General features: G+C 37.4%; 31 protein-coding genes. 11 read left to right on the top strand and 20 right to left on the bottom strand.

Annotation, left to right across the window (positions count from 1 at the left end; all coding sequences use genetic code 11):
* Positions 1 to 78: 78 nt before the first annotated feature.
* The gene (locus AC6HVZ_RS11205) at positions 79 to 414 is read right to left on the bottom strand and encodes a YfhH family protein (RefSeq protein WP_497558251.1); all 336 of its coding nucleotides are present in this window, start codon (positions 412 to 414) and stop codon (positions 79 to 81) included.
* A gap of 112 nt (positions 415 to 526) precedes the next feature.
* On the opposite strand from AC6HVZ_RS11205, the gene AC6HVZ_RS11210 reads away from it, so the two are divergent.
* Positions 527 to 1,186 carry an SDR family NAD(P)-dependent oxidoreductase gene (locus AC6HVZ_RS11210; protein ID WP_497558252.1) on the top strand — a complete coding sequence of 220 codons (660 nt, stop codon included), beginning with the start codon at positions 527 to 529 and terminating at the stop codon, positions 1,184 to 1,186.
* A 179-nt stretch (positions 1,187 to 1,365) separates the two neighbouring features.
* Here the strand turns inward: AC6HVZ_RS11210 and AC6HVZ_RS11215 are convergent, their stop codons facing one another.
* Positions 1,366 to 1,641 (bottom strand): hypothetical protein, encoded by a 276-nt coding sequence (locus AC6HVZ_RS11215; RefSeq protein ID WP_497558253.1) that lies wholly within the window; start codon positions 1,639 to 1,641, stop codon positions 1,366 to 1,368.
* Between the two features lie 110 nt (positions 1,642 to 1,751).
* Positions 1,752 to 2,555, bottom strand: a complete 804-nt coding sequence (gene recX, locus AC6HVZ_RS11220; RefSeq protein WP_497558254.1) for a recombination regulator RecX — start codon at positions 2,553 to 2,555, stop codon at positions 1,752 to 1,754.
* Between the two features lie 176 nt (positions 2,556 to 2,731).
* On the opposite strand from recX, the gene AC6HVZ_RS11225 reads away from it, so the two are divergent.
* The 8 genes from AC6HVZ_RS11225 to AC6HVZ_RS11260 all read left to right on the top strand — a co-directional run bounded on the left by AC6HVZ_RS11225 (position 2,732) and on the right by AC6HVZ_RS11260 (position 8,533).
* Positions 2,732 to 3,631: a TIGR01777 family oxidoreductase gene (locus AC6HVZ_RS11225; RefSeq protein ID WP_497558255.1), complete on the top strand. Its 900-nt coding sequence runs from the start codon at positions 2,732 to 2,734 to the stop codon at positions 3,629 to 3,631.
* 303 nt (positions 3,632 to 3,934) lie between these two features.
* Positions 3,935 to 4,492 carry a GNAT family N-acetyltransferase gene (locus AC6HVZ_RS11230; RefSeq protein WP_497558256.1) on the top strand — a complete coding sequence of 186 codons (558 nt, stop codon included), beginning with the start codon at positions 3,935 to 3,937 and terminating at the stop codon, positions 4,490 to 4,492.
* Positions 4,493 to 4,551: 59 nt separating this feature from the next.
* Complete coding sequence (locus AC6HVZ_RS11235) at positions 4,552 to 4,683, top strand: YfhE family protein (RefSeq protein WP_497558257.1); 132 nt, start codon at positions 4,552 to 4,554, stop codon at positions 4,681 to 4,683.
* A 435-nt stretch (positions 4,684 to 5,118) separates the two neighbouring features.
* Positions 5,119 to 5,514, top strand: a complete 396-nt coding sequence (locus AC6HVZ_RS11240) for a GntR family transcriptional regulator (protein ID WP_497558325.1) — start codon at positions 5,119 to 5,121, stop codon at positions 5,512 to 5,514.
* Entirely contained in the window at positions 5,515 to 6,624 is a 1,110-nt protein-coding gene (locus AC6HVZ_RS11245; protein WP_497558258.1) for a DUF1648 domain-containing protein, read from the top strand.
* 21 nt (positions 6,625 to 6,645) lie between these two features.
* Entirely contained in the window at positions 6,646 to 6,849 is a 204-nt protein-coding gene (locus AC6HVZ_RS11250) for a PLDc N-terminal domain-containing protein (protein WP_497558259.1), read from the top strand.
* Positions 6,849 to 7,757, top strand: coding sequence for an ABC transporter ATP-binding protein (locus tag AC6HVZ_RS11255; protein ID WP_497558260.1), 909 nt, complete (start codon positions 6,849 to 6,851; stop codon positions 7,755 to 7,757). The genes AC6HVZ_RS11250 and AC6HVZ_RS11255 overlap by 1 nt, the downstream gene beginning before the upstream one ends.
* Entirely contained in the window at positions 7,757 to 8,533 is a 777-nt protein-coding gene (locus AC6HVZ_RS11260; RefSeq protein ID WP_497558261.1) for an ABC transporter permease, read from the top strand. Before AC6HVZ_RS11255 ends, AC6HVZ_RS11260 begins: the two co-directional genes overlap by 1 nt.
* A gap of 40 nt (positions 8,534 to 8,573) precedes the next feature.
* Here AC6HVZ_RS11260 and AC6HVZ_RS11265 read toward each other — a convergent pair whose 3' ends face one another.
* The 7 genes from AC6HVZ_RS11265 to AC6HVZ_RS11295 form a co-directional block, all read right to left on the bottom strand.
* Positions 8,574 to 9,275 carry a hypothetical protein gene (locus tag AC6HVZ_RS11265; RefSeq protein ID WP_497558262.1) on the bottom strand — a complete coding sequence of 234 codons (702 nt, stop codon included), beginning with the start codon at positions 9,273 to 9,275 and terminating at the stop codon, positions 8,574 to 8,576.
* Positions 9,276 to 9,278: 3 nt separating this feature from the next.
* Positions 9,279 to 10,136, bottom strand: coding sequence for an ABC transporter ATP-binding protein (locus tag AC6HVZ_RS11270; protein WP_497558263.1), 858 nt, complete (start codon positions 10,134 to 10,136; stop codon positions 9,279 to 9,281).
* A complete protein-coding gene (locus AC6HVZ_RS11275; RefSeq protein WP_497558264.1) occupies positions 10,133 to 10,501 on the bottom strand; it encodes a GntR family transcriptional regulator in 369 nt (122 codons plus the stop codon). Before AC6HVZ_RS11275 ends, AC6HVZ_RS11270 begins: the two co-directional genes overlap by 4 nt.
* Positions 10,502 to 11,263: 762 nt before the next feature.
* Complete coding sequence (locus tag AC6HVZ_RS11280; RefSeq protein ID WP_497558265.1) at positions 11,264 to 11,443, bottom strand: type II toxin-antitoxin system antitoxin; 180 nt, start codon at positions 11,441 to 11,443, stop codon at positions 11,264 to 11,266.
* 14 nt (positions 11,444 to 11,457) lie between these two features.
* Positions 11,458 to 12,306 carry an SPFH domain-containing protein gene (locus AC6HVZ_RS11285; protein ID WP_497558266.1) on the bottom strand — a complete coding sequence of 283 codons (849 nt, stop codon included), beginning with the start codon at positions 12,304 to 12,306 and terminating at the stop codon, positions 11,458 to 11,460.
* Between the two features lie 69 nt (positions 12,307 to 12,375).
* The gene (locus AC6HVZ_RS11290; protein ID WP_497558326.1) at positions 12,376 to 12,807 is read right to left on the bottom strand and encodes a DUF4064 domain-containing protein; all 432 of its coding nucleotides are present in this window, start codon (positions 12,805 to 12,807) and stop codon (positions 12,376 to 12,378) included.
* A gap of 100 nt (positions 12,808 to 12,907) precedes the next feature.
* On the bottom strand, positions 12,908 to 13,780 hold the full coding sequence (locus tag AC6HVZ_RS11295) for a ComEC/Rec2 family competence protein (protein WP_497558267.1): 873 nt from the start codon (positions 13,778 to 13,780) through the stop codon (positions 12,908 to 12,910).
* Positions 13,781 to 14,040: 260 nt separating this feature from the next.
* Between AC6HVZ_RS11295 and AC6HVZ_RS11300 the strand changes: the two genes are divergently transcribed.
* On the top strand, positions 14,041 to 14,349 hold the full coding sequence (locus AC6HVZ_RS11300) for a hypothetical protein (protein WP_497558268.1): 309 nt from the start codon (positions 14,041 to 14,043) through the stop codon (positions 14,347 to 14,349).
* A 431-nt stretch (positions 14,350 to 14,780) separates the two neighbouring features.
* Here the strand turns inward: AC6HVZ_RS11300 and AC6HVZ_RS11305 are convergent, their stop codons facing one another.
* The 6 genes from AC6HVZ_RS11305 to AC6HVZ_RS11330 form a co-directional block, all read right to left on the bottom strand.
* Positions 14,781 to 16,925 carry an ATP-dependent Clp protease ATP-binding subunit gene (locus AC6HVZ_RS11305; RefSeq protein ID WP_497558269.1) on the bottom strand — a complete coding sequence of 715 codons (2,145 nt, stop codon included), beginning with the start codon at positions 16,923 to 16,925 and terminating at the stop codon, positions 14,781 to 14,783.
* A gap of 315 nt (positions 16,926 to 17,240) precedes the next feature.
* On the bottom strand, positions 17,241 to 18,821 hold the full coding sequence (gene mbcS, locus AC6HVZ_RS11310) for an acyl-CoA synthetase MbcS (protein ID WP_497558270.1): 1,581 nt from the start codon (positions 18,819 to 18,821) through the stop codon (positions 17,241 to 17,243).
* A 145-nt stretch (positions 18,822 to 18,966) separates the two neighbouring features.
* Positions 18,967 to 19,761 (bottom strand): delta-lactam-biosynthetic de-N-acetylase, encoded by a 795-nt coding sequence (pdaA, locus tag AC6HVZ_RS11315; RefSeq protein WP_497558271.1) that lies wholly within the window; start codon positions 19,759 to 19,761, stop codon positions 18,967 to 18,969.
* A gap of 52 nt (positions 19,762 to 19,813) precedes the next feature.
* Positions 19,814 to 21,124, bottom strand: coding sequence for a Na+/H+ antiporter family protein (locus AC6HVZ_RS11320; protein ID WP_497558272.1), 1,311 nt, complete (start codon positions 21,122 to 21,124; stop codon positions 19,814 to 19,816).
* Between the two features lie 258 nt (positions 21,125 to 21,382).
* Positions 21,383 to 22,183 carry a YfkD family protein gene (locus AC6HVZ_RS11325; protein WP_497558273.1) on the bottom strand — a complete coding sequence of 267 codons (801 nt, stop codon included), beginning with the start codon at positions 22,181 to 22,183 and terminating at the stop codon, positions 21,383 to 21,385.
* Between the two features lie 79 nt (positions 22,184 to 22,262).
* The gene (locus tag AC6HVZ_RS11330) at positions 22,263 to 22,655 is read right to left on the bottom strand and encodes an OsmC family protein (RefSeq protein WP_497558274.1); all 393 of its coding nucleotides are present in this window, start codon (positions 22,653 to 22,655) and stop codon (positions 22,263 to 22,265) included.
* Between the two features lie 138 nt (positions 22,656 to 22,793).
* Between AC6HVZ_RS11330 and AC6HVZ_RS11335 the strand changes: the two genes are divergently transcribed.
* A complete protein-coding gene (locus AC6HVZ_RS11335) occupies positions 22,794 to 23,960 on the top strand; it encodes an MFS transporter (protein ID WP_497558275.1) in 1,167 nt (388 codons plus the stop codon).
* Here AC6HVZ_RS11335 and AC6HVZ_RS11340 read toward each other — a convergent pair.
* From AC6HVZ_RS11340 to AC6HVZ_RS11355, 4 genes are all read right to left on the bottom strand, one after another.
* Entirely contained in the window at positions 23,883 to 24,290 is a 408-nt protein-coding gene (locus AC6HVZ_RS11340; protein ID WP_497558276.1) for a hypothetical protein, read from the bottom strand. The two genes, AC6HVZ_RS11335 and AC6HVZ_RS11340, sit on opposite strands and share 78 nt — an antisense overlap.
* The gene (locus AC6HVZ_RS11345; RefSeq protein ID WP_497558277.1) at positions 24,287 to 24,451 is read right to left on the bottom strand and encodes a hypothetical protein; all 165 of its coding nucleotides are present in this window, start codon (positions 24,449 to 24,451) and stop codon (positions 24,287 to 24,289) included. Before AC6HVZ_RS11345 ends, AC6HVZ_RS11340 begins: the two co-directional genes overlap by 4 nt.
* A 27-nt stretch (positions 24,452 to 24,478) precedes the next feature.
* A complete protein-coding gene (locus AC6HVZ_RS11350) occupies positions 24,479 to 25,162 on the bottom strand; it encodes an amino acid ABC transporter permease (protein WP_497558278.1) in 684 nt (227 codons plus the stop codon).
* Positions 25,163 to 25,612: 450 nt separating this feature from the next.
* Positions 25,613 to 26,509 (bottom strand): transporter substrate-binding domain-containing protein, encoded by an 897-nt coding sequence (locus tag AC6HVZ_RS11355; protein ID WP_497558279.1) that lies wholly within the window; start codon positions 26,507 to 26,509, stop codon positions 25,613 to 25,615.
* Positions 26,510 to 26,553: the final 44 nt, after the last annotated feature.

The raw sequence follows: 26,553 nt of genomic DNA on the forward strand, positions 1-26,553 counted from the left end.
ATAGCTTCGGCTGCGTTTTCGAGCGTTGTGGAGAAGTCCACGCACAAACAGCAGGAATCATCGCCTGCTGTTTGTTTATTATTTTTTCAGTCTATCACCTAACAGCGATATCGGAATCGCTTCTTCTTTTTCATACACTTCATTTAAAAGATTTATCCGATGGCCCCAGGCAAATACTCCATTTACGTAATTAATTTTGAAGTTATAACCAGGTTCCATTTTTAACTTATATTTTTTCCCATCCTCAAAATCCCTTGGGTTAAGTGTGTATGCTAAAGCAACCTGCATTTTTCTTTCATTAATTGCAACCTCACTAATATTGCCAAGTTGTTCAGCCTTCTGTGCCTTTTCTTTGAGCTTCCCTATTTCTGTACGTAATTGCTCAATGGAATAATCACTATATCGATAATTCATTTTACACTCTCCCTTCAACCTATCATTTTACATTTTATCAATTGTTTAAGACAATAGAAATGAAGTTACCATAAATTTATTTAAATTTTTATAAGAACAGGGGGGAAAATTCATGCCAAATATTGCTATTACTGGGGCTGGAAGTGGTCTTGGACGTGCTTTAGCACTTCAATATGCAAAAAATAATTATCAAGTGTTTTTACTTGGACGTACAGATAGTAAATTACAAATGGTGAAAAGTGAAATTCTTGATATTAATGGACATGCTGAAGTTATTTTATGTGACGTTAGTGAAGAAGCTTCTGTTAGTATTGCCTTTCAACAGATTGGTGAGCTTGATGTATTTATTAACAATGCAGGAATTGGAATATTTGGTCCATTGGATCAATATAAAATTAATGAAATTGAAACAACATTGGATACAAATGTGAAAGGTACGATTTATACGGTTCAGTCTGCGCTTCCCTTAATTAGAAAAAGCAATGGGAGAATTTTAACAATTATTTCCACTGCAGGTCTGAGAGGAAAAGTAAATGAATCCATCTATTGTGCGAGCAAATTTGCTGTAAGAGGCTTTACGGAGAGCCTTCAAAAAGAGTGGGAAAATGAACAACTCTCGATTACTGCAGTATATATGGGGGGAATGAATACACCATTCTGGAAAAACTCCACACATGTGGATGAACCCGAAAAATTAAAAGGACCGGAAATTGTCGCAGAACAAATTTTCAATGAAGATGATGGAAGAAAGGAAATTTTTGTAGATCGTTAAAATTTGGAAGGCAGTGCTCTAAAGATATTTTGGTGCACTACCTCCTTTTTTCTTATATTAATTCTTCGTATTGGATATAAAAAACGACGTAAAGGGATAGAAGGACATTCTATGGGACTGTCTATACCTGTTTCGGCTTCTCTTGAGAACAATAATTTGAATTATACAAGGTTCCCAAATTATAATACATCACTATTATTCTGCTGCGCTTCCTGCACCTGCTGACGGGCATCATGCAATTGTTCAAAAGCCTGCTGAAAATGGGCGTTTTCCGTTGCTTTTGTTCCTGCTTGGCCTTGAGCATTTTCAAGTACTTGTTCAGCTGACTTGAGCTGCTGTTCTGCTCGTTCAAGCAACTCGGAATCTGACCCTTGAGCATGTCGGATATTTTCCCCGGCATCTTGTATTTGCTGGCTTGCTTGTTGTAATTGCTGATGTAGATTTTGTTGTATCATGTAAGTACCTCCACTAGTTCATTATTCAATGATAATACATATCTATTATCCCTAATGGATGTCAGTTTTATGCCAGAATTATTTTTAGATAATAATTAATCCCCTCTAACTCATTGTTCATCCAAAAATCGATTAATCAATTCCATTGGAAAACCCTTGCGAAATAATCCTTCCTTCAGCTTATTACGCAGTTCATAGCCATCAAATTTTTGTTGGTATTTTTTTAGCAGCTTTTCACCTTGATAAACGAGTGCATCCCATTCTACGTCATCATCCTTTGCTTCATTTATATTTGCTAAAGCCTCTTTCACCACATCTTGTGTAAAGCCCTTCTGAATCAATGTTGCTTGTAGATTTTGTATTTGTTTACGAAAAGATTCCTTTTTACCTCTATTTATCTTTTTTTTCACCCATTTTAATACTTTTTCATATTGAATTTCGTATGGGTAGTTTTCAACTGCATTACCCGCTACCCTTGCTGAAACCCCTTTTTCCAACAGTTCTTTCTTGATTAGCAATGGTCCTTTTGACGAAGTGTTCATCCTTGTTCGAACAAACATTTCCGCAAATAGCTTATCATCCAGCAGATTTTGGTTTTCTAATTTTTCCATAATTTGTGTGATATGCTCTGGTTCTACTTCCTTTTTCACTAAATAATCATAAATTTCCTTTTTTGTTCGCATTCGGTAGCTTAGAAAATGGATAGCTTGGGTATATGATTTATGTACATTATCTTTTTTGATGAGTGTAGCAATCATGGAATCGTCCAATTCAAGACCTTTTCGAAGCTTATATTCAATTAATATAGTTTCATCTACACTAAAGCCGTACTTTTCGTCCGTGCCTTCATTCAAAAAGATATTATACCGATTCTTATATTTCTTTTGTGTAGTGATCCGGGCAATTTTTTTCAAAGTTTCTCACCCCTTTCCCTTATATTAACAAATCAGTGGCAAAAGTTCCTGCTTCGAGAAATATAAAAATCGTCAAGGAATGAAGCCATTCGATGAGAAAAATTCCCGGGCACTACTGTAAGAATCGTTATTAATTGCATATACTAATTATAGATACTATTAGATAGGAGGGATGAATGTTGAACATATTAATTACTGGTGGAACAGGATTTGTTGGAAAAAACCTCACATCCTCACTACTTGAGAAAAATCACCATATTTTCATACTAACAAGAACTTTGGATAAATATACAAACACCGAGAAAATCACATACATAAGCTATGACTACCCAGTTGAAAGCTTACCCGTTATACATGCTGTCATTAACCTTGCTGGTGAATCACTTTTTGGCTACTGGTCAAAATCCAAAAAAGAAGCGATCTTAAACAGCAGAATTGAAACAACGAAAAAAGTCCTTAATATCATGAAAAAATTAGATAAAAAGCCAGACGTATTCATTAGTGGATCAGCGGTTGGTTTTTACGGTATTTCTGAGGACATCATATTCACGGAAACTACAGAAACAGCGGGTATGGACTTTTTGGCAAAGGTATCTGTAGAATGGGAAAAAACAGCAAAACAGGCAGAGGATCTTGGTATTCGAACAGTATATACAAGGTTTGGTGTTATTTTAGGTAATGAAGGAGCCCTACCCTACATGAGCCTTCCTGTAAAAATGTTTGCTGGTGGGAAAATTGGTAATGGGGAGCAATGGATTTCATGGATCCATATAGAAGATGTTGTTAATTTAATACAGTTTTGTTTGTTTAACAAGCATATAAAAGGTCCGGTTAATGTTACTTCTCCAAATCCAAAACGGAATAAGGATTTCACTAAAACGTTAGCAGCTGTATTAAAACGACCTTACTGGTTAACGACACCTTCCCCATTAATACGTGTTGCTATCGGAGAAATGAGTCAACTTATAAGAAAGGGACAATACGTTCTCCCGAAGAAAGCCATGGATAATAATTACCAGTTTGCTTACCCCTATTTAAAGGAAGCATTAAGAGCAACAATGTCTAAAAAAATGTAGAAATTTGTCGAGAAATTTTATAGTAAAAAAATAAAAAAATGATTCCCTTTTAGTAAAAATGATTGTAAAATATAAATATCAAAAGACGAAAGAGCTGAAGAAAATAGTAGTTTTACTATATCAAAGAATTAAATAGGGAAGGCAAATGGTGCGCCACCAGCTATGACTGGTTCTAGTGGGTTCGATTCCCACCCCGAATTTTTTTGTTGAACGTTAACTGAAAATTCGCGGGTGGGTACTGACTAACTAGATTTCCTTATGGATATTTAGGTACTCTCCTGTGTCAATAAGGAGGGTATTTTTATGCTGAAAGCACGTGATTTACATGAGGTGCCGGTATTATTTGAACTGTTATTACATCCAGAAGTATTTCCCTATGTCAGACAAAAAGCTGCTACGTGTGATGAGTTTTATTTTATAACAAAACAAACCATGGAAGCTGAAGAAAATGGGGAGTTAATTTCCCGAACGATAGTCGATGAATATTATCATCCAATTGGCACGATTAATTTATTTGATATCGATAAAAATCACGGTTTTCTAGCTACCTGGATCGGCCAGCCTTATTTTGGAAAAGGATATAATAAGCGTGCAAAGGAACAATTTTTTGATGAATTATTTTTTACTCACGAAATTGATGGTATTTTCATGAAGGTACGAAAAAACAACACAAGGTCTATGAAGGCAGTATTAAAATTGCCATATGTAGCATTTGGAAACACTATCTACACGGAAGTTTATCAACAAATTAATAAGACGGGAGAAGTCTATGATCTATTTATAATTACGAAGGAACATTATCTGTCCTATCAGCAATTTGCATCCATTGAACCTGCACCAACAGGAGAAGAAGTTTCGTGAAGTAACGTATAATCCGCTATTGATGTGGACATCCTAAAACCAAAAGTGAGGGATGGAAAATGAGAGGAAAGTCGAAACTGAACCACAGAGAAAAGTTTTTATCAAAAACACAGGAAGTTCGTTATCAAAAAGAATTTAAACAGGCAGACAAAATCTATAACGAGTTGTCTCAAAAAGGAAATCGAAGCTGAAGTGCTTTCGTTTCCTTTTTTTATTGACCTTTTTTGCATAGATTATTGTTATGTGCTTCGTGGTGGATGTAAACTTTGAAGGTTAAAAAGCAACAAATTATTCCGGTGGGGCAAGTAGCGCGCAGTCCCAGTATTTTGGTGGGATGAGTAACCGCGGTTTCAAAGTTTGGGAAAGGAGTCTTTTTATTTGAGCAAAAATTATCCACACTAATCCACAAGCTGTGCGTAAGTTCCATAAATACTTTTACAACAAGACTTACTTATGCACAGGAGATTGTTGCTTAACCTGTGGATACTGTGGACATATAACGGAAGTCTAATGGATATACACTTTTACCTGTTAATAAATTTAATATTATATTGTATTGACATCATGTGTCATCTGTTATACTATAACTATAACAGATGACACATAAAAAGGAAGTGCAATTGAATGTGTTTATAAGTTTGGATTTTGAATCAAAGCAACCAATTTACGTTCAGCTTATCCATCAAATCATTGAAGGCATTGCAAAAAAGAAAATTCACCCTGGCGAAGCATTGCCATCTGTCAGATCTTTAGCTGCTGACATCGGAATTAATCTTCATACCGTCAACAAAGCCTATCAGCATTTAAAACAGGAAGGATTTATTTTAATCCATCGGCAAAAGGGTGTGGTGGTTAACCCTGAAGGTGTGCCTGAAGCCGATAAAGCGTATAGGGATCAGCTCAAAAGTAAGCTACATCCCCTAATTGCTGAATCTATATGTCGAAATGTTTCAGAGGAAGAGTTTTTAGAGCTTTGCAGTCAATTATTTACTGAATTTAAAAAGGAAGAAGGTGACATGTAGATGAGTACAATGATGATTGTTTTATTATTCCTGATATTGACCCCGGTTTTTATTTTTTTGATGTTTACTCCCTATTGGACCAGAAAAACAGAAAGCTTTGGAGTTTCGATACCAGAGGAAGTCTACGATAATCCGAAACTAAAAGCGATGCGAAAACAATACGCAATGATTACAGGAATTCTTAGTATTTTAGTGATGGGAATCTTTTTACTGCTTGGCACCTCCATTGAAAATGATGAAAATACAATCAGTATCTTATTTGGCATCATAATCGCTGTATATATAATCAGTAGTTTTCTCATTTATTTGAAGTTCCATCGTACTATGAAAGCACTGAAGGCAAAGGAAAATTGGGCGAAGGAGAAATCACAGCAGGTATTTATTGATATTCATTTTCGGGATCAGAAGATAACCTATTCAAATCTATGGTTTATATTTTCATTTATCATCGCATTCGCAACTATTGCTTTCACATTTCAGTCCTATCATCAAATACCGGATCGAATCCCTATGCAGTATAACTTTCAAGGCGAGGTCACAAATTGGGCAGATAAGTCCTATCGATCTGTGCTTATCATGCCGATCATGCAACTGTATTTAACATTGCTCTTTTTATTTGTAAACACAATCATTGCCAAGGCAAAACAGCAAATCAATGCAGAGAAGCCCAAGGAATCCATCCGGAGGAACATCATTTTCAGACGAAGATGGTCGCTTTATATCATCATTACAGGTACTGCTTTAACATTAATGTTTTCCTTTATTCAGCTATCATTCATCTATCCAATAAATCAGCAGCTGTTGACGATCGTACTACTTGTATTCAGTCTTGCCGTCACGCTGGGCGCCATTGCCCTTTCCATCACTACAGGCCAGGGTGGCAGTCGTATTAAAACAAGTTCAGGGGAAAATGGAAATATTATTGATCGTGATGATGATCACTATTGGAAGCTTGGCCAGTTTTATTTTAATAAAAATGATCCTGCCCTCTTTTTAGAAAAAAGGTTTGGAGTAGGCTGGACTATTAATCTGGCAAGACCACTGGCATGGATAGTTTTTCTGCTCATCATTTTATTAGCTGTAGGCATCCCTATTTTACTGGGAGCTTAAATTGAGATGGGAGGTTTAAATATGCAGGAATTTTTCGATGCGATTAATTGGGCAGTTGTCGCACCTGTTCTTGTGATTCAAGGTATTTTAATAATTATTGCAATGATTGATTGGGCGAAAGCTGACAATACAAATGGTCCAAAATGGATGTGGTTTTTCATCATTATCTTCGTAAATATTTTCGGGCCAATATTATATTTCATTTTCGGAAGGAGCCAGCGTTAATGACTTTATTAACAATAAAAAATCTTTCTAAAACATATGACAGCAAAGCAGCAGTTAAACATATCAGCTTTGAATTTCAGTCTGGTAAATGTATTGCACTAATCGGGCCAAATGGTGCTGGAAAGACAACTATTTTACGAACATTAGCCGGCCATCTGAAACCTTCTTCAGGAACGGTAAAATTTACGGATATGAAAGAAAATGACGATATTAGAAAACACATCGGCTATCTGCCGCAATTTCCTGTTTTTTATACATGGATGACAGGTATGGAATTTTTAGTTTACAGTGGACAGCTTGCCTTTCTCTCAAAAACTGAAGCCAGTAAACGTGCAGAGAAACTCCTCATAAAAGTGGGAATCTCTGAAGCAAAACATCAGCGTATCGGAAAATACTCCGGTGGGATGAAACAGCGGCTGGGTATTGCGCAGGCAATCATTCATAAGCCAAAGCTATTAATGCTTGATGAACCTGTTTCATCACTGGATCCAATTGGCCGCCGTGAAGTTTTAACACTAATGGAAGAACTAAAGAAGGAAATGACGATACTCTTCTCCACCCATATTTTAAGTGATGCTGACGAGATTAGTGATGAGCTGCTGCTACTAGGTAATGGGGAGATTATGGAATCTGGTTCCATGGCCGAGTTGCGTCAAAAATATCAAACTTCCAGGATTGAACTGCAATTTCAGAATGATCTGGATGGCTATCAATTAAAAGTTAATAAGCTTACTAGTGTTATAGATAGTTATATTGAAAGAAATATACTACATGTAACAGCAACCGATATTATCAAGGCAAGACAGGATATACTAACCGCTGCTGCAAGTGGAAACTGGCCGTTATCAAGCTTTACGCTCAATCGTGCTTCCCTTGAGGACATGTTTATGAAAGTGGTGAATAACTAATGCAATGGTCTACATTATTCAAAAAGGAAATGCTGGAAAATTGGCGTAATAAAAAATGGATCTGGGTACCTTTAGTTATCATTTTAATTGCGATTTTAGATCCGATTTCCAATTATTATTTACCACAAATCATTGAATCTGTCGGAGGCGTACCAGATGGAACAGTAATAGAACTACCGGAATTCACTCCAGCAGAAGTTGTGATGATGAGTCTCGGACAATTCAGCAGTCTTGGTGTTTTAATTATTGTCCTCATGTCTATGGGTACAATTGCAGGCGAGCGAAAAAGTGGTGTTTCGGAGCTTGTCTTAGTAAAGCCTGTTTCCTATAAAAATTATATAAGCGCTAAATGGGCTGCACTACTTGTCATTGTATGGGGATCATTGTTTGTTGGAATGCTTGCAAGCTGGTATTATACGAACATTCTTTATGGCGAACTAGCTTTTACAGCTCTCCTGCAAATTGTATTTTTCTATGGTTTATGGTTTATGCTTGTCGTTTCACTTTCCATTTTTTATAATACATTATTCAAAACGCCAGGGTTGGTAGCTTTTCTAACTATCATAACGATCATGCTGATGAGTGTTGTAACACAAGTCTTCGCCCATGTACTCGAGTGGAGCCCAAATAACCTATCCAGTCATATATTTGACATGCTGATGACAGACACAATTTCTTCAGATCTGATAGGTTCAGCGATTGCTACGATAGTGATTTCGATTATTTTAGTTGTAGCTTCGATTTTTATATTTAAGAATAAGGAGCTTGCAAACTAAAAAGGGACCGAAGCTATTTAATAAGCTTCAGTCCCTTTTTTTATTTCACCTTAACAGTCGTTATCCTTCTTACCAGCAGGAATGACAGAATGTATATCCCTATCCCCACACCGAGCATTTGAAAGAAGAAGGTTACCTCTAAATCTGAGATCAGTTCGACAAAAAAGTCAAAGATCCAACCCTGTGCAATCCCAAGAAGTAATACAACAACACCTATCCCTGCTACAGTTCCACCACCTGCTAATCCATACCTATAAAATAACAAACCAACAATAAACATGACTGCGAAGAAAAAGAACGCAATGGATGTATCCACGAAAACCCTTGTTAACCATGTATCCTGTAACAGTGATGCAGCATGTATAAAATGAAACGTGTGAATATCAGTAGCCTCTGTAAATAATAATGTTAGGGCATGTAATGTATTGGCGATAATAGATTTTACAAATGCCAATCCTAAGAAAAACAAACCAATACTGATAAATATATTTTTTCTGGTTGCACCTATTTTTAATGCAAAAGGAATACTGTCCTTAACAGTTAAAAAGCCGACAATAGCACAATAAACATAGATTGGAATCGTGAATGCAAAAAAGATTTTTCCATCTTCAACACTTAGTAAGAAATAGGAAAAGGCTAGTGAAACGACTAAAATACTTAGCAAAATCGTCCAAAAAATCATCAATGAATAGCGAATGTCTGCAATAAAGAAATAAAGTAATCCTTTTATTTGTCTAGCCATAATCTAAGCCCCCTTCTTTCTTTCCGTTAAATAAATCATTAATTCCTGAATTGGTACACCTTCCACGTTCAGCCCACGCAGTTTCGCCTCTTCCACATTTCCATACACATATGCTGTCATCATCCCTGCAAGTTGTTTCTTCTCAATCACTTCTTTGTCGGAAAGAAATACTTCCACTTCCTCGATGGTTCCGGATACTGCGATTGTATTATCTCTAAGGATTTCTGACTCTTCTTGCAGGATCAATGACCCATCACGCAATATCAAAACTTCCTCAAATAATAAACTCACCTCATCAATTAAGTGTGTCGAGAAAATAATGGTGCGCTTTTCTGCTTGGTATTCCTCCAGCATGATTTCATAGAACTTTTTTCTTGAAGGTGCATCAAGCCCAATATATGGTTCATCAAAGATGGTAATTGGTGCTTTACTTGCTAACCCAACGGTAATTCCCAGAGCTGATTCCATTCCTTTGGATAGTGTTTTTACTTTCGAATTAAGATTGAGATTGTATTCTTTAATTAACGCCTCTGCAAGATCCTTATCCCATTTTGGGTAAAAAAATGAATAAATTTTGAGTATATTCTTCACTTTTAAATCTTTCCTGAAATTATTCCCTTCTTTTATTAAACAAATGGACTCCGTTAAACGCTGATTATCAAATGGGTTCTCCCCATCGATTAATATTTGTCCGCCACTTGCTAAAATTTGCCCGGCTAAAATATCCATAAAGGTTGTTTTCCCAGCACCATTTCTCCCAAGCAAACCGTAAATTTTCGGTTCTTCCAAGGTAAATGAAATGCTTTTTAGTGCATGATTATCCTTGTATTTCTTGGATAGGTTTTTCACTTCAATTTTCATTGGTTATCCTCCCTTTTCACCATTTCCATTAATTCATTTTCATTAATTCGTAGCTTATTAGCCTCATTTTTTAATGGAAGCACATAATTGTTGTAAAATGATTTCTTGTGCTTTTCGATTAGAATTTCCTTCGCATCTTCTGTGACAAACATTCCAACACCCCTTTTTTTGAAAAGAATTGACTCTGTAACAAGCTCATTGATCCCTTTTGCAGCAGTGGCTGGATTGATATTATAATAGGCTGCAAATTCGTTGGTCGAAGGAACTCTTTCCCCCGCTTTTATATTTCCATCGATGATTGAGTCCTCTAACTGTTCTTTTATTTGAAGGAAGATTGGTTTGTTTTCGTCTAATGATTTTCTCATCATAGGCTCCTTCGTTAATTGGTTAATTACTTATGCGACTAACCATATAACCATTTGTTATTTTTGTCAATAGTTTTTTCGAAAAAAAGGCCTTTTTTAAAATGTGGGACTACACTTCGTTCGCGCCACCAGATTACTATTGCTTTTTTAACTTTCGTAGTTTCTATAATCTGCGACGTAGTCTTAGCGTGACTTCTTCTCGGTCTTTACAAGATGAGTGCTAGTCCAGCGCTCCGGAAACACATTTCGCTTTCCGCGGGCGGCTGGTGAGCCTCCTCGTGCTACGCACTGCGGGGTCTCACCTATGCCTTTCCTCCCGCAGGAGTCTACATGTGTTTCCTCCGCTGGGATAGTGCTTCTCTCTAAAAAAAGATTTAGCATTTGATTGCATAAAACTTTAAAGACAGTCTCCACTAGCGTAGGCAGAATACGAAGACTCCTGCGGGAATAGCACGTGTCCGAAGACCCCCAGAGTGGTTTTCTCGAGGAGGCTGAGGCCATGCCCGCGGAAAGCGAAGTATTCTGCCAAAGCGAGTTTTAGAACTCAACCAGCATTCTAATGAGTGAACACGTCACACGAAAGAATTTTACTCTGTCGCATTTTCTATCAACTATGGTGTAGAATAACAACAAGTCTTTTGGTGGGGCGAATAATCGCAGTCCCAAATCACTTCGGTGGGACGAGCAGTGCGCAGTCCCAATCTCTGCGAAAAACAGCCTTTTCAAAAAAAATAAGGATTAGCACAATTTAAATGCTAATCCTTAATCTTCTCCGATCTTCTTATCTTCTTTTTTTGGTAATCGACCAGCCTTTTTAGCTGATTCTCTTAATAAAAACTCCACATGGCTATTGACACTGCGGAATTCGTCTTTTGCCCATGATTGCAGAATATCATATAATTGTGGGTCGATACGTAACGGAAAATTCTTCTTCTTAGCCATAAAAACCCTCTTTGTTATTGATATAATGATCCAGTGTTGATTACTGGCTGTGCTCCATGATCAGAAACAATGGCTACAAGTAAATTATTTGCCATCGCAACCCGACGTTCATCATCAAGCTCGACTAATCCGTCATGTTCCAGTTGTTCAATTGCATCCTGTACCATTCCAACAGCACCTTCAACGATCTTTTTTCGGGCAGCAATGATCGCACTGGCTTGTTGACGTTGCAGCATGACTTGAGCAATTTCGGTGGAATAGGCCAGATGTGTAAGTCTTGCTTCAATTACCTCAACTCCAGCTACTCGCAAGCGTTCCTGTAGCTCTGTCGTCAGCTCATTAGAAACCTCTTCGGCATTGCCCCGAAGTGTCAACTCCACATTTTCGTATGTATCATAAGGATACTTTGTAGCAACAGCCCGGATCGCTGTTTCACTTTGAATTTCGACAAATTGTTCATAGCGATCCACATCAAATACAGCCTTCGCTGCATCAATAACCTTAAATACTATTACAGCAGCAATTTCAATCGGATTTCCATTTACATCATTTACTTTTAGCCTTTTACTGTTAAAATTTCGCACTCTTAATGAAATTGTTCGTCTCACTGAAAATGGAACGGTAACGATAATCCCTTCACGGCGAATCGTTCCCATATATTTCCCCAGAAAAATGACAACAATTGATTGATTAGGCTGAACGAGCGTTATTCCACTACCTAATGTAATTGCCACAATTAAACAAATACCACCTAATACAAATTGGAGCTGTAGGAAACTAAAAACCGTACCAGCTAATAACAATGCAATGATAATAATACCTAGAAAGCCATTCATTCCCCAAGCCTGTTTTTCCTGGATCATCAGATCTCCCCTTCCTTATTTCAAAAAAAGGCTGCACATTACACATTCAACTAAGTCCTTTCCATTACCCTATATTCCTTCATTAGCTGTCTTGTCTTTCCGAGCTAAACACATAATCCCTGCAATCAGATAAAAGATACCACCCATAACTGCCAGACCTATATTCGCAAAAGCAGCCAAAACAACTGCTGCAATAAAAATGATTCCAGCAGCTTTAGGCTTTTTATTTCCTTTGAGTAAGATCATCGCAATAATGCCTAATATTATTGCAATTACTGAAGCTATCGTAATTTGCCAGCCAAACTCTCCCATGAAATTGATAAATTCATTAAAATCCATCATAGCAATCTCGGGAAATTCTTCTGCAGTACCCTCATTTAAAATTTCTTGTACGAGATCTTGATTATTGTGTAGCAAAATCATGGCAATACCCATAATTGATATAAAAGTAAATACTACTGCTCCAATTATTCCTAGTATAACTTCACCTGTTCGTTTAATAACAAACTCTCCCCTTTTGAATTCATTTTTATATCATTATGATATCATTTTTATATATATTTGTACATATTTTTTTAGAAAATGATTAATGAAAAATTATTCATCCTGTGTTTTTTTCTATATTATTGATTGGATCTCTTTCTGGGATAATTAAATAATCCATCCCATTTGTTCTAATTTCCACATTGCCAAAAGCCGCTGTCGAGTATATCGTAGCATTTACTTTGTATAAATTTTCAACAACCCGATCTACTGGATGCCCATAATCATTCTCCTTACTATAGGTAAGTATAGCTATTTGTGGATTGACTTCCTGAAGAAATTCAAGTGATGTACTTGTATTGGAACCATGATGAGCAACTTTAATAATTTCTGATTGCAGATCCTGTTTCTGCAGGAGTGATTTTTCCTGCTCTATTTCCACGTCACTCATTAATAACATATCAAATTCGTTATAGCTTATTTTTAATGCAATCGAGGATTGATTATTACTTTTATTTTTTTCATACGTATTTAATACTTTTATTTTCAGCATCGAATCAATGGTTATATGCTCATTTTGTTTAGCGATTTTAATTGGTATATTCTGTTTATATATTTGATTAATATATCTGGCATAGGTTTTTGTTGAATGTAGTTTTCCGGAATCGAGTATTTGTTTAATCTTAACCGACTTCATGACCAGTGGTAGCCCGCCAATATGATCAATATCCGGATGTGTAGCAATGAGGAGATCAATTGTTTCTATTTGCTTACTTTTCAGGAAAGAAACTACCTTTTTTCCCGCTTCAGGTGGGCCACCATCAATAAGGATCGTCTTCTTTGGTGTTTGAATAAGAATGCTGTCACCCTGTCCAACGTCGATAAAATGCACATGCATTTCCGGTAAAGCCTCACTGTAACTGTATGCTGGTGCAGTAGTAAATATGGAAAGGATCATAATAATAATGATCAGCTGTTTATTCTTACACATGGAAAACATCCTTTGTATGTTAGAAGTTCCCCTTAGTTTTGCACTTTTTTTGTTAAATATTTATAAAGCAATTGGTAAAATGTGAGTGAGATGGGATGAGTTCGAGGGTAACCTGAACAGGATCTTATAATAAGGGATCTTTAAAGTGTACAGTAGTATTTCGCAAAGATTTCATTTAGAATTTAAATTAAAGAAGTTTAAAAATACATTTTGAATTATCTTTCTCATATAAATTTCATTAGTAAAGGAGGCTACCCTTCATGAAGATACACGTAAAGAATGATGACGGTGCTATGTATGAAGCCTTACAAACGGACGAAAACATGTACACTTTTACAACAGAAGGGAAGACATATAATCTTTCACTTTCGGAATCTAATGGTAATTTATATTTCAGCGACTTTACTGGGACGCAAAAAAAGCGAATGATAAAGGCGATATTTTTAAACAAAGATATTTTAGAACAATTGAGGGACGCAAGAAAAAATCGGTATCAAGATTTATTATATTACAGTGGGGATGAAAAGGAATTCGATAAGTTAGTTGATGAGGTCAATAATGACAGATAGTGAATTCCATTATGAAGTAATATGGGTACTTAAAGCTAGAGTCTGACTTGCAGAAATGAAACCATTTAAAATCAATCGTATGTTCGTGTTTCTTAATTCAAAAAATACCCTTTCTGTGAGACCACATGAAAAGGCTGTAGATATTGTAGTATATCCCGGTTTTAATTTAATGGGTATTATTGGATCTATATCAATAATGTTTTTGTTGTTTATACCGTACTTGATAGAGAAAAAAAGGTTTTGATCGATGCCTGTTATTCTGCTTTAACAGGTTTTGCTCTCAAATCATTTTTGGTGAGCACAATACAAACCCACTATAAAAACATAAAAAACAATAAAGTTTTTTACGCTAGATGACAGCTGCACATTCAGTAGCCATTAGAAAAACCCGCTGAGCACATTTGCCAGCGGGTTTCATCTTATATTATATTTTATAATTTTTGAACAACAATTTTATCTTCTACAACATCTACATGAACATTTTCCACTTCGTCTTCTTCTTCTAAAATCAAGTCAGTAAGCTGATCCTCGATTTTATCCTGGATGACTCTGCGTAAAGGTCTTGCACCAAAACGCTTATCATAGCCAAGTCGCACTAATTCATCCTTTGCTGCATCTGAAATGGTAATGTTAATATTATTTTCTTCAATTGTGTTTTGTAATTCTTCAAGCATAAGGTCTACGATTTCAAGTAGGTTTTCCTCAGTCAGCTCATTGAAATTAATGATTGAATCAAAACGATTTAGGAATTCCGGTTTGAAATAGGCTGCAAGGTTTTCCAGTGTTGTTACAGATTCATGTGTTTCACTGTTAAATCCAACATTTATTGGTTTTACACCTGTACCGGCATTACTTGTCATGATAATCACCGTTTCCTTAAAGCTTACTGTTCGCCCATGAGAGTCTGTCAGATGTCCATCCTCCATAATTTGCAGGAACATGTTTTGTACATCCGGATGTGCTTTTTCAATTTCATCAAGCAGAATAATTGAGTATGGGTTATGGCGTACACGCTCTGTTAACTGACCTGCTTCCTCATGACCAACATATCCAGGAGGAGAACCAATTATTTTGGACACTGCATGTTTTTCCATATATTCACTCATATCCAAACGAATCATTGATTCACGAGAGCCAAATAACTCTTCCGCAAGTGCTTTCGTTAACTCTGTTTTACCAACACCGGTTGGTCCAACAAATAGGAAGGAACCAATTGGACGGTATTTTGATTTTAATCCTGCACGGCTGCGACGGATTGCTTTTGCAACTTTATCAACCGCCTGATCCTGGCCGATTACTTTTGCACTTAAACTTTCAGTGATATTTTTCATTTTTTGCTGTTCATCTGTTTGAAGTTTTGTTACTGGAATACCGGTTTTTTCTTCTACAAGCAATTGAATGTCAGAAATATCCACATCAATCACCTGTTCTTCCCCTTTTGCTGCTTCCAATTGTTTTTGCAGCTGGATCTCCTGATAGCGAAGATTTGCAGCTTTTTCATAATCCTCTTTTTCCGCAGCTGCCTCTTTATCCTTAATAATTTCTTCCAGTCGCTGATTAATGGAATTTGAATCTTTGACTGCATTGGCTAAATTCAAGCGTGAGCCAACTTCATCCATCAGATCAATTGCTTTATCCGGCAGGAATCTATCCTGGATATAGCGACTTGAAAGTGTTACAAAAGCTCGAATTGCCTCATCAGAGTATCGTACCTCATGGAATTTTTCATAACGATCCTTTATACCATTTAAAATTTGAATAGCTTCTTCAGCAGATGGCTCTTTTACGTGAATTGGCTGCAAACGTCTTTCAAGGGCAGCGTCCTTTTCAATTTGACGGTATTCTTTCAATGTTGTTGCACCAATTAATTGCAATTCGCCACGTGCGAGGGCTGGTTTTAAAATGTTTCCTGCATCCATCTGTGAGCTTTCTGCAGTTCCGGCACCAACCAACAGATGGATCTCGTCCACAAATAGAATAACATCCTGACGCTCCTGCAATTCTTGAATCAATTGTTTCATTCGTTCTTCAAATTGTCCGCGAATGCCTGTGTTCGCCACTAATGATGCGACATCCAGGAGATATAGTTCTTTGTTCATCAGTTTTGTCGGAACATCGCCTTCCGTTATTTTAACAGCTAGTCCTTCCGCAATTGCCGTTTTACCAACACCAGGTTCACCAATTAATACCGGATTGTTTTTGTTTCTTCTATTTAATGTTTCAATAACACGTTTTACTTCGTGATCACGGCCAATTACAGGATCGATTAATCCTGCTCTTGCAGCACCAGTAACATTTTTTGCTAATTGGTCGATCAAACCATTTCCATTGTTCCCTTGTTTTTGTTTTGTCTTGGTTGTTGCTTTATTGGATCCGTTACCTTCAAAAAAGTTATTTGCGAATGCTTCATTAGCATTTCCGAATGGTGAATTTGAGAAAAAGTCATTTGAATTCATCATTTTACCTTGGATTTCCCGAAAGCAATCATTACAAAGATGCATTTGAATCTTCTCATTATTCATTTGCATTGCCATATTAATATTGGCTGGATTTACTTTACAATGTTGACATTGCATTTTCCATTCCTCCTTGAATTTTTCAATTATATTAATCAATGTTTGACTTTGACTATCTTTGACCTTATGACTTTATTATACTCTGACCTTTTTTGACTTTCAAGTGTTTTGGGCTAAAAATTTTAAAAAAAGTTTATTTTTTATGTGGGGAATTGTGAACTTCGGCTTATTCATTGTGAACTTCGGCTTATTCATTGTGAACTTCAGCTTATTCATTGTGAACTTCAGCTTATTCATTGTGAACTTCAGCATTCAGTCAGATTACGCATAAAAAAAACAGTTGAAAGTCACTTAGACTCTCATCTGTTTATAATTTTATTTAGCAGCCAACTTTTCCTTATTACGCAGTTCCACACGCCTGATCTTTCCGGACGTCGTTTTCGGAAGCTCCTCCAAAAACTCAATTTTCCTTGGGTATTTATATGGTGCCGTTAATTTTTTGACATGATCCTGCAGTTCCTTGACCAAATCGGGATTTGTAGTATCTACACCATCACGAGCTACAATAAATGCTTTTACAATACTGCCACGCACTTCATCTGGACTTGCGACAACGGCACATTCTTGAACATAGGGATGTTTGACCAAAGCATCTTCTACTTCAAATGGTCCGATCGTATATCCGGAACTGATAATGATATCATCACTACGACCTTCAAACCAGAAGTAACCATCTTCATCCTTATATGCCTGATCACCTGTTACATAGTAATCGCCTCGCTGGGACATTTTCGTTCGCTCTATGTCTTTATAATACGCTTTGAACAATGCTGGACTGTCAAGTTTAAGTGCAATATCGCCTACTTCATTTACAGCCACTGGCTTTCCTGATTCATCGATAATCTCCACTTCATTTCCTGGCGTTGGTTTCCCCATGGAACCAGGCTTTACCTTCATCCCTTTCATGATCCCAAGCAATAATGTATTCTCAGTTTGACCATAGCCATCACGTACAGTAATATCGAAATACTTGCGGAATGTATCGATAACCTCTACATTCAATGGTTCCCCTGCAGAAACGGCACTATGAAGGGCTGGCAGCTGATAATCATCCAAATTATCCACCTTTGCCATAATCCGATATTCTGTTGGTGTACAGCATAATACATTAATTTCATAATTTTGTAGGAGGCTTAAATAGGTTTTCGGATCAAACTTCCCGTCATAAATAAATCCGGTTGCACCTGTACCAAGAACAGATAGGAATGGACTCCAAATCCATTTCTGCCAGCCAGGCCCAGCTGTTGCCCAGACTTTATCCCCTTCATTGATGCATAACCAATTTTCAGGTGCTGTCTGTAAATGGGCAAAGCCCCAGCCATGTGTATGTACAACACCCTTTGGATTTCCGGTAGTACCGGATGTATATGGCAAAAATGCAATATCGTCCCGTGTTGTTGCAACCACCTGCAGCTCTTCTGACGCATTCTCTTGCAAACGATCAAGAAATAGCCAGCCATCTGCAGGCTCGCCAACTACAAATTTCCTTAATTGATCATACTCTTTAATTTCCTTATATTGATCCACAAAAGGGAAATAACTAACAATACCACTGACTTCACCATGTGTTACCCGGTACTGCAAATCCCTTGTTTTCAGCATTTCCGAGCTTGGTATAATAATAATTCCCGTTTTTAATGCGGCCAGATACACCTCATACACATCGATCAATCTTGGTATCATGACGAGTATTTTATCGCCTCTTTTTAAACCATTTTCCAGGAAAGCGTTCCCGATCCTATTGACATTATTCAATAATTGTTCATATGTAATTTCCTTCGTATCCCCGGCTTCATTTTGCCAAATCAATGCTTTTCTCGAAGAATCTAATGCGTAACGTTCCATTTCCATTGCAATATTATAATCCTTCGGTGCAATTAAATCCTCTCTATTCATCACATCATCCCCTATAGCTAGTGTATTAATTTATTATAGCAAAGATTAAGAAAGTTTTAAATAAAAATCATTCAATGTATGTAAACTGACAAAAAGAGGCTGACCCAGGCTGCAATGCGCATACTGAGTAAACCTCTCATTTTCATTAAAATCCATATATTCCTTCTGGCAATGTGTCTTTTAAGACAAGGTCATCTAAACTCTTAAAGCTATATCCTTGTTTTTTCAATTCAGTAATTAGGTTCTGCAGTGCTTCTGCATTATCTGATGATACGGTGTGAAGCAATACAATTGCCCCTGGATGAACCTGTGCCATAATTTGATCAAATGCGTACTCCCAGCCTTTTTGTTTACTTGTTTCCCAGTCAATAAAAGCCAATGACCAAAATATGTGAATGAGTCCCAGGTCATTCGCCCATTTCAATGTTTGCTCATTAAAAATCCCTCTAGGTGGTCTTAAGTATTTCATTTCCTTTTGGCTTGATACCTCTGCCACTGCTTCTTCCAATGTTTCTAACTCTTTTTGCATGGCATCCTTTGAAAGTATCGAAAAATCAGGATGATGATAGGAATGATTTCCAATAATATGCCCTTCATCTGCCATTCTTCGTACAAGGTCAGGTTCACTATCGACATAATGACCTGTTACAAAAAAGGTTGCTGGCACCTCCTCTTTTTTTAAGACATCCAGAATATCTGCAGTATATCCTTGTTCATAGCCATTATCAAAGGTTAAATAAATATTTCTTTCACCTGAAAAATCAGCATAATAGGCACCATACGTATCCAATAGTTCCCGGTACTTACCTACATCTGGAATTTGATGATCCGCATTTTTCTTATATCCCCAGCCATAACCTCCGGAAGCCTCAGAATCTGTAATGCCAATAAAAAAGATAAGAAAAGCGATGATTGGTAAAGCTACAATTCTTGTCAGCATAACACCCCACCTTTTTTCTTACCTTTTCCTAAACAAGCCGAATTTATTCGGATTATAAAATAATCGCAGCAATCCATCCAAAGATAAATAATGGAATATTATAATGGATAAATGTTGGAACACATGTATCCCAAATGTGATTATGTTTTCCATCAGCATTCAGGCCAGATGTTGGCCCAAGTGTACTATCAGATGCTGGAGATCCGGCATCTCCCAATGCCCCTGATGTACCAATTAATGCAGCAGTTGCTAATGGAGAAAATCCTGCAGCTAAGCAAATAGGGACAAATAGGGCTGCAATAATCGGGATAGTACCAAACGAAGATCCAATCCCTAACGTAACGATTAACCCAACTAGTAGTAAGATAAATGCAATAATTGCTTGATTATCTCCCAATATTCCTGAAGATACTTCCACAAGTGCTTGAACTGCTCCAGTTTCTTTTAAAATATTTCCAAATCCAGATGCAACAAGCATTACAAACGCAATTGTTCCCATCATTCCGATGCCTTCAGAAACGATGTTGTCCCCTTTTTTAAACGGAACGACGAGGAACAGGAACATGATTACGAGTCCTGTCAGGGCACCTGCGATTAGATTTCCAGTAATTATTTGGACTATCAGTGCCGCTGCAATTGCAACAATTGTCAGCATATGCTTTTTATTAAATGTAACTTCTCCTGTTTGAGATGGAATTATTGCTGCTTCAGTGCCACCTGCTCCGGAAACAGCATCCCGATCCTTTCTATACGTGATAAATATAGCAATAAATAATCCTACAATCATTCCTGAACCAGGAATTAACATTGCCAAAGCAGTTTCTCCTGTAGTTATTGCTGCACCGTTTTCCTCCATACCTAACACAATTGTTTTGTGAAAAATAAGTCCAAAACCTGCTGGAATCATTACATACGGCGCTTTTAAACCAAATGTCAATGCTGTTGCAACAGCCCGGCGATCCATACGCATGTTATCAAAAAGCTTTAATAATGGCGGAATTAAAATTGGTATAAATGCAATATGCACAGGTACCAGATTCTGTGATAAAGATGCCACACCGGCAATTGCCAATAGCATCATTGTTTTCTTTCCTGTCAGTACACGAATTAAATAGTTTACTAGAATTGTGGTAATTCCCGTATAGCTAATTGATACGGCAAAAGCACCAAGCAAAATATAGCTTAACGCTGTATTCGCCTGACCTCCCATACCTGCAACCAACATATCAATGGAATCCACTAATGAAAGTCCTGCCAATAAACCAGCAGTAAGTGCTGCAGCAATAATTGCAATGATAACATTCACTCGTAATAAACTAAGAATTGTCATAACTAATACGGATATAACAACGACCCATTCCATTCTCATTTTCCCCTCTCTATATCTATTAATTATTATTATTAACTTTAATACTTTACTATGATAAAGTATTAAAGTGTAAAAATCAACCCTTTTTTAAATAAAAATAAAACCCTGCCGGTACAAACAGGGTTTTCACTTTTATGGATCTTTCACAAAGTACTGGAAAATTAATAGGTTTGTTTCTTTAAATACACATTGTACCGGTTCCGAATAAACCAACTGATCCAACTTTCCCCACAAAATGTGATTGAACCACTTTTATTTTAGATTAAACGAAAAGGATACATGATCCTGTATGGGAATCCAGGCTCCAATTCCTTGCTTTGTTACATTTTTAATAACAATTGACTTTTTAGAGCCTTTTAATTGGATGTACACCTCTCCAAAAGTAACCTGACCTTTTTCATTCACTGCTGGGGCAAACGCTTGTAAGGTAGCGGTTTTTTTTGCTGGAACATTATATGAATTATCTTTTTTTGTATTTTTTCCGATTACTGTTTGATACGAGAGAGGCAAATCGGTTTTAGTTTTTGATTTTAACAACATCATTTTTTTAATGTCATCAGGATTATTTATTTTATTCGTAAGTGCACCTCTGATTTCCTTTTCTTCTTGTTGATTGTAATTCATTTCCTGATTGCTTTCTCCACCCAAATTATTCAGTTCATTTAGATTGATTTGCTGATATTCCCAGTTAATTGTTGTTTCATCAGATTTATAATTTAGCGGCCAGCGCCCAATGTACACCATCCCCCTGTAACCAAATGCGATGGGTGATGGCTTGATGGATGTTTCATTTAAAAGTTTAATTAAATCGGGATTATCAATCGGCGTATCCATTGATTCCATTAGTTCCTTTGTTGTTTCACTTGGTTCAATAACCTCTTGATCCTCTGTTGAGTTTGGATACGTATTTTCTTTGGATATTGTCAATACATGGCTCGGGATTTCATATTCGCCCTTAGGCTTTTCCTTTTCTTCGCTGAGGCCATTTATCGGAAATAAGAAAATAAACACTAATACCATAAATGCTATGCTATAGATTCTTCTATTATTCATGTGTCCCATTCCTTTCCTTTTTCCATAGTTTTTTCGGACACAAGAATTTTATACCTGTATTTTTCTAAGGTGTATTTATTTACATACTTAATTCAATTGTTTCAATGCTTTCCTCAATTTTGATACTATCTTCAACTGAACGAATCATCGAACAGTTACGTCTGGATATTTCTAGGTTCTTAGATAATTTTTCCGGATCCAGATGATAGCCTTTAATCACATATTTTAAAGAAATGCGTTCGATTCGATTTGCTTCTTCAGCATTTCGCTCCACATCTGCATATATAATAAGATCCGCAACTTCTGTACGTTGTTTTTCCAGTATTTTCCGAAAAACAGACCCGCTACATCCCGCTATCGATGCTACCATTAGCTGAAAAGGACGGTATCCATGATCTTCATTTCCGGAAATCGATAATTCCCCATAGTCCAGATCAATACGCATCCCGTTTTCTTTTAAGTGAAATTCCATGATTAACCCCTCCATTTTTTAATTTACTACTTTTACTATTACCTATATTGAATTTAGTTAATCTACTTTTTGTATAATTGACCTATAATATAAAAAGACTTACATTTAGTTATAGAATAACACAAATGAGGGAATAAAATGGTTTCTGTTAAAACAAGGTTTTGGATTTTAATAGCACTTGTAACAATTTCAGGTTTCTCCCAAGGTATGCTTTTACCCTTACTGGCAATTATTTTAGAGCAAAATGGCATTTCTTCATCTGTAAATGGTCTTCATGCAACCGGATTGTATATTGGAGTACTTCTTGCTTCACCATTTATGGAAAAACCAATGCAGAAGTTTGGCTTTAAACCAATTATTGTCACTGGAGGATTGCTTGTCTTTATCTCTTTGGCTTTATTTCCATTTTGGGAAGCGCTTTGGTTTTGGTTTATCCTGAGAATGATGATCGGAATCGGGGATCAAATGCTGCATTTCGGTACGCAAACCTGGATTACTACAACAGCGACAAAAGAAACAAGGGGCAGAAGTATTGCTTATTATGGATTATTTTTCGGGTTGGGATTTGCACTAGGACCATTAATGACCAGACTTTTATCTATAAACGAAGCCCTCCCCTTCTTGTTGTCTGCCATTCTCAGTATGCTCGTATGGTCGACCATGCTATTTGTACGAAATAAATGGCCCCAGCAGGAAATGGATACCATTCATGCATCAAGCTCTATAGGGAGATTTGTACAAACAGGTAAAATTGCTTGGGTTGCTCTCCTTCCAGGCTTCGGTTATGGATTTTTAGAAGCATCCTTACATAGTATTTTCCCTATTTACGGGTTGAGAATCGGACATGATGTTGGTATTTTATCATTAATTATCCCCTGTTTTGCGGCAGGCAGTCTAATTACCCAATTGCCGCTCGGGATATTAAGTGATAGGGTTGGTCGGAAGCCTATTTTACTTTTTGTATTAACTGCCGGAATAGGCTGTTTTATTTTGGCAGCAATATTTGAGATCTCTGTGCTTGCATTATTTATCCTGTTTACTTTAGCCGGGATGTTTGTCGGGTCACTGTTTTCTCTCGGTATATCCTACATGACCGATTTACTCCCTAGCAATTTACTTCCTGCAGGCAATTTGATGGTTGGGATCACCTTCAGCATTGGAAGTATTAGCGGGCCATTTTTAGGCGGAATCTATATAGAAGCATTTCCCGGGATATCATTTTTCTATTTAATCGTTGCAGTGCTGGTAGTTATCGTGGGCGCTATCTTTTTTCAAAGTGGTAAGAGAGCTGTGCTTGAAGGATGAGCTAGCTCTTTCTAGATGAAAAACCTGCTTTCCGGGCGATATCTGCGATCTCCGGGCGATATCCTCGATCTCCGGGCGATATCCGCACGCTCCCGGCGATATTCTCGCGCTCCCGGCGATATCTTGCGGTCTCCAGGCGATATTCCCGATCTCCGGGCGATATCTCCGATCTCCCGGCGATATTCTCGCGCTCCCGGCGATATCCTCGATCTCCGGGCGATATCCGCACGCTCCCGGCGATATTCTCGCGCTCCCGGCGATATCTTGCGGTCTCCGGGCGATATCTGCGCTCTCCCGGCGATATCTCGCGCTCTCCGGGCGATATCTCACGGTCTCCAGGCGATATCCCCGATCTCCAGGCGATATCCCCGATCTCCGGGCGATATCCGCACGCTCCCGGCGATATTCTCGCGCTCCCGGCGATATTCTCGCTCTCCGGGCGATATCTGCGGTCTCCAGGCGATATTCTTCACCCGAACAACAAAAGACACTCCGAATCTACGAGGAGTGTCCTTTTCCTATAAAAATCTGCTATAACGTTCTTCCAGCCTATCCTGCATAAATCCAATCACAATACAGATCGGCCAATAGATAAATGCAACTAGTACATACATCGTCATGGCATCGAATTCTCTTCCAGCCACAATTTGTGTTTTTTGGAAAAGCTCCGGAACAGTAATTACCGCTGCCAGTGACGTCGCTTTGACAATATCCATAAATACATTCGTTAATGGTGGTATGGCAATTCTTGTTGCTTGTGGTAAAATTATCTTTCTCAAGGTGATCCAATATTTTAAATTTAATGCTTTAGCTGATTCCCATTGACCACGATCAATACTATTCAGTGATGATCGATCTATTTCAGCAATATATGCTGCGCTGTTTAGGCCAAAACCAAGGATTGCTGCAACCAATGCTGAGAATTCAATTCCGACATAAGGAAGTCCAAAGTATAATATGAATAGAAATACAAGCATTGGTGTTCCTCGCATGAATGATATATAAATGCGAGCCGGCCACCTTAAAATAAGTTTTTTCGAGCCTCTTGCCAAAGCTAATAATAAACCTAATACTAATCCGATTACCATACCAGCTATTGAAACAAGGAGTGTCATCGGCAACCCGCCAAGGACAAATGGCAGACTTTCAATAGCCAGCTCCATATCAAATAACCCACCAAAATCAAAACCATTAAAGTTCATCATGTATAACTCCTTATAGAGGTTGTTCAAAAAGTCCGATAAAAATGACACTTCAGGATGAGGGATCTTCGACTAAGGATCGACACGTCCTGGAGATGCACTAAAGCTCGTCCCACTGAAAGCTATGGGACTATGCTAAAGTTCGCCTACCGGAAACCATGGAGCTGCGCTAAAGCTCGTCCCACCGAAAGCCTTTGTGTCGTACTTCGAAGCGACCACATCACACAAAAAGCTCATTCGCTTGCTTTTGTGTTCCTTGTAAAAGAAAAACACTTTTTCTGCGCACTAGAACATTTGCTCACTTATTAATTGCATACGTTCTGGTACGGGAAATTACGCCGCCTCGAACTTCTCGGTCCTTAATATCCTCCTCTTGGAACATGCACTTATATTCGGGTTTATAAAAGGATCAGGAAATTCAATATCCCCAGCGATCTTTTTGAACATCCCTTAAAGATCCAAGCCTTCAATCTCCTGAATTTCACCTTCTGGTTTTTGTGAAGCATCTTCCTCATAGAACTTTGTTGCAAGTTCAGAAAGGGTTCCATCTTCACGCATCTCCTTTAATACATTATTAATTTCTTCTGTTACCTGATCTGCACCCTTTGGAATAACAATAGCCTGCTCAGTTGGATGGAACTTTAGTGTTGGATGAAGGTGTAAGTCAAAATCTGGAAATGCCCCTACACCAAATTTTGTTAAATAATAGTCATTGATAACTACATCCGTTCTTGCATTACTAACATCACTAAGGTAAGCCTCATTTGGTGCATTACCATATGTAACTACCTCTGCACCAAAGTGTTCGGCAATTTGGCTGTAGATTGTAGTTGCTCCACCGCCAGCTTTTTTTCCTTCTAAGTCTTCTAATGTTTCAATCCCTGAATTATCCGATTCACGAACTGCCATTGTCGAATAGGAATATTTATATGGTTCACTAAAATTAAATTCCTCTTTTCGTTTCTCTGTTGGTTCTATATCATTTGCAGCAACATCTATTCTACCACTTTGGATCGCAGGGAGCATGCTATCTATTCCCATAATCTCAAATGAAATATCTAGATCAAGACGATTTGCAATCTCACGCATTACTTCCACATCATAACCTGTTAATTGATCTTCACTTTCTTCTTCCCCATCATAATAAGAAGCTGCAATTAATGTTCCAGATGTCCCAACAACTAGTTCGCCTGCTTTCTGAATTTCTGCCCATCTTTCATCAATGGCGCTTTCAGTTTCAGCATTATCATTCACTTCTTCACTTGCAGTACCTTCATCAGAATCCCCACAAGCACTCAAAATGATAAGCATTACAAATAATGCCAACAACAATTTAAAACCTTTCAATTAAAAAACCCCTTCCTCTTTATATATTGTTCTATTAATTTATT

This window comes from Oceanobacillus sp. NCCP-135, from assembly GCF_059698015.1.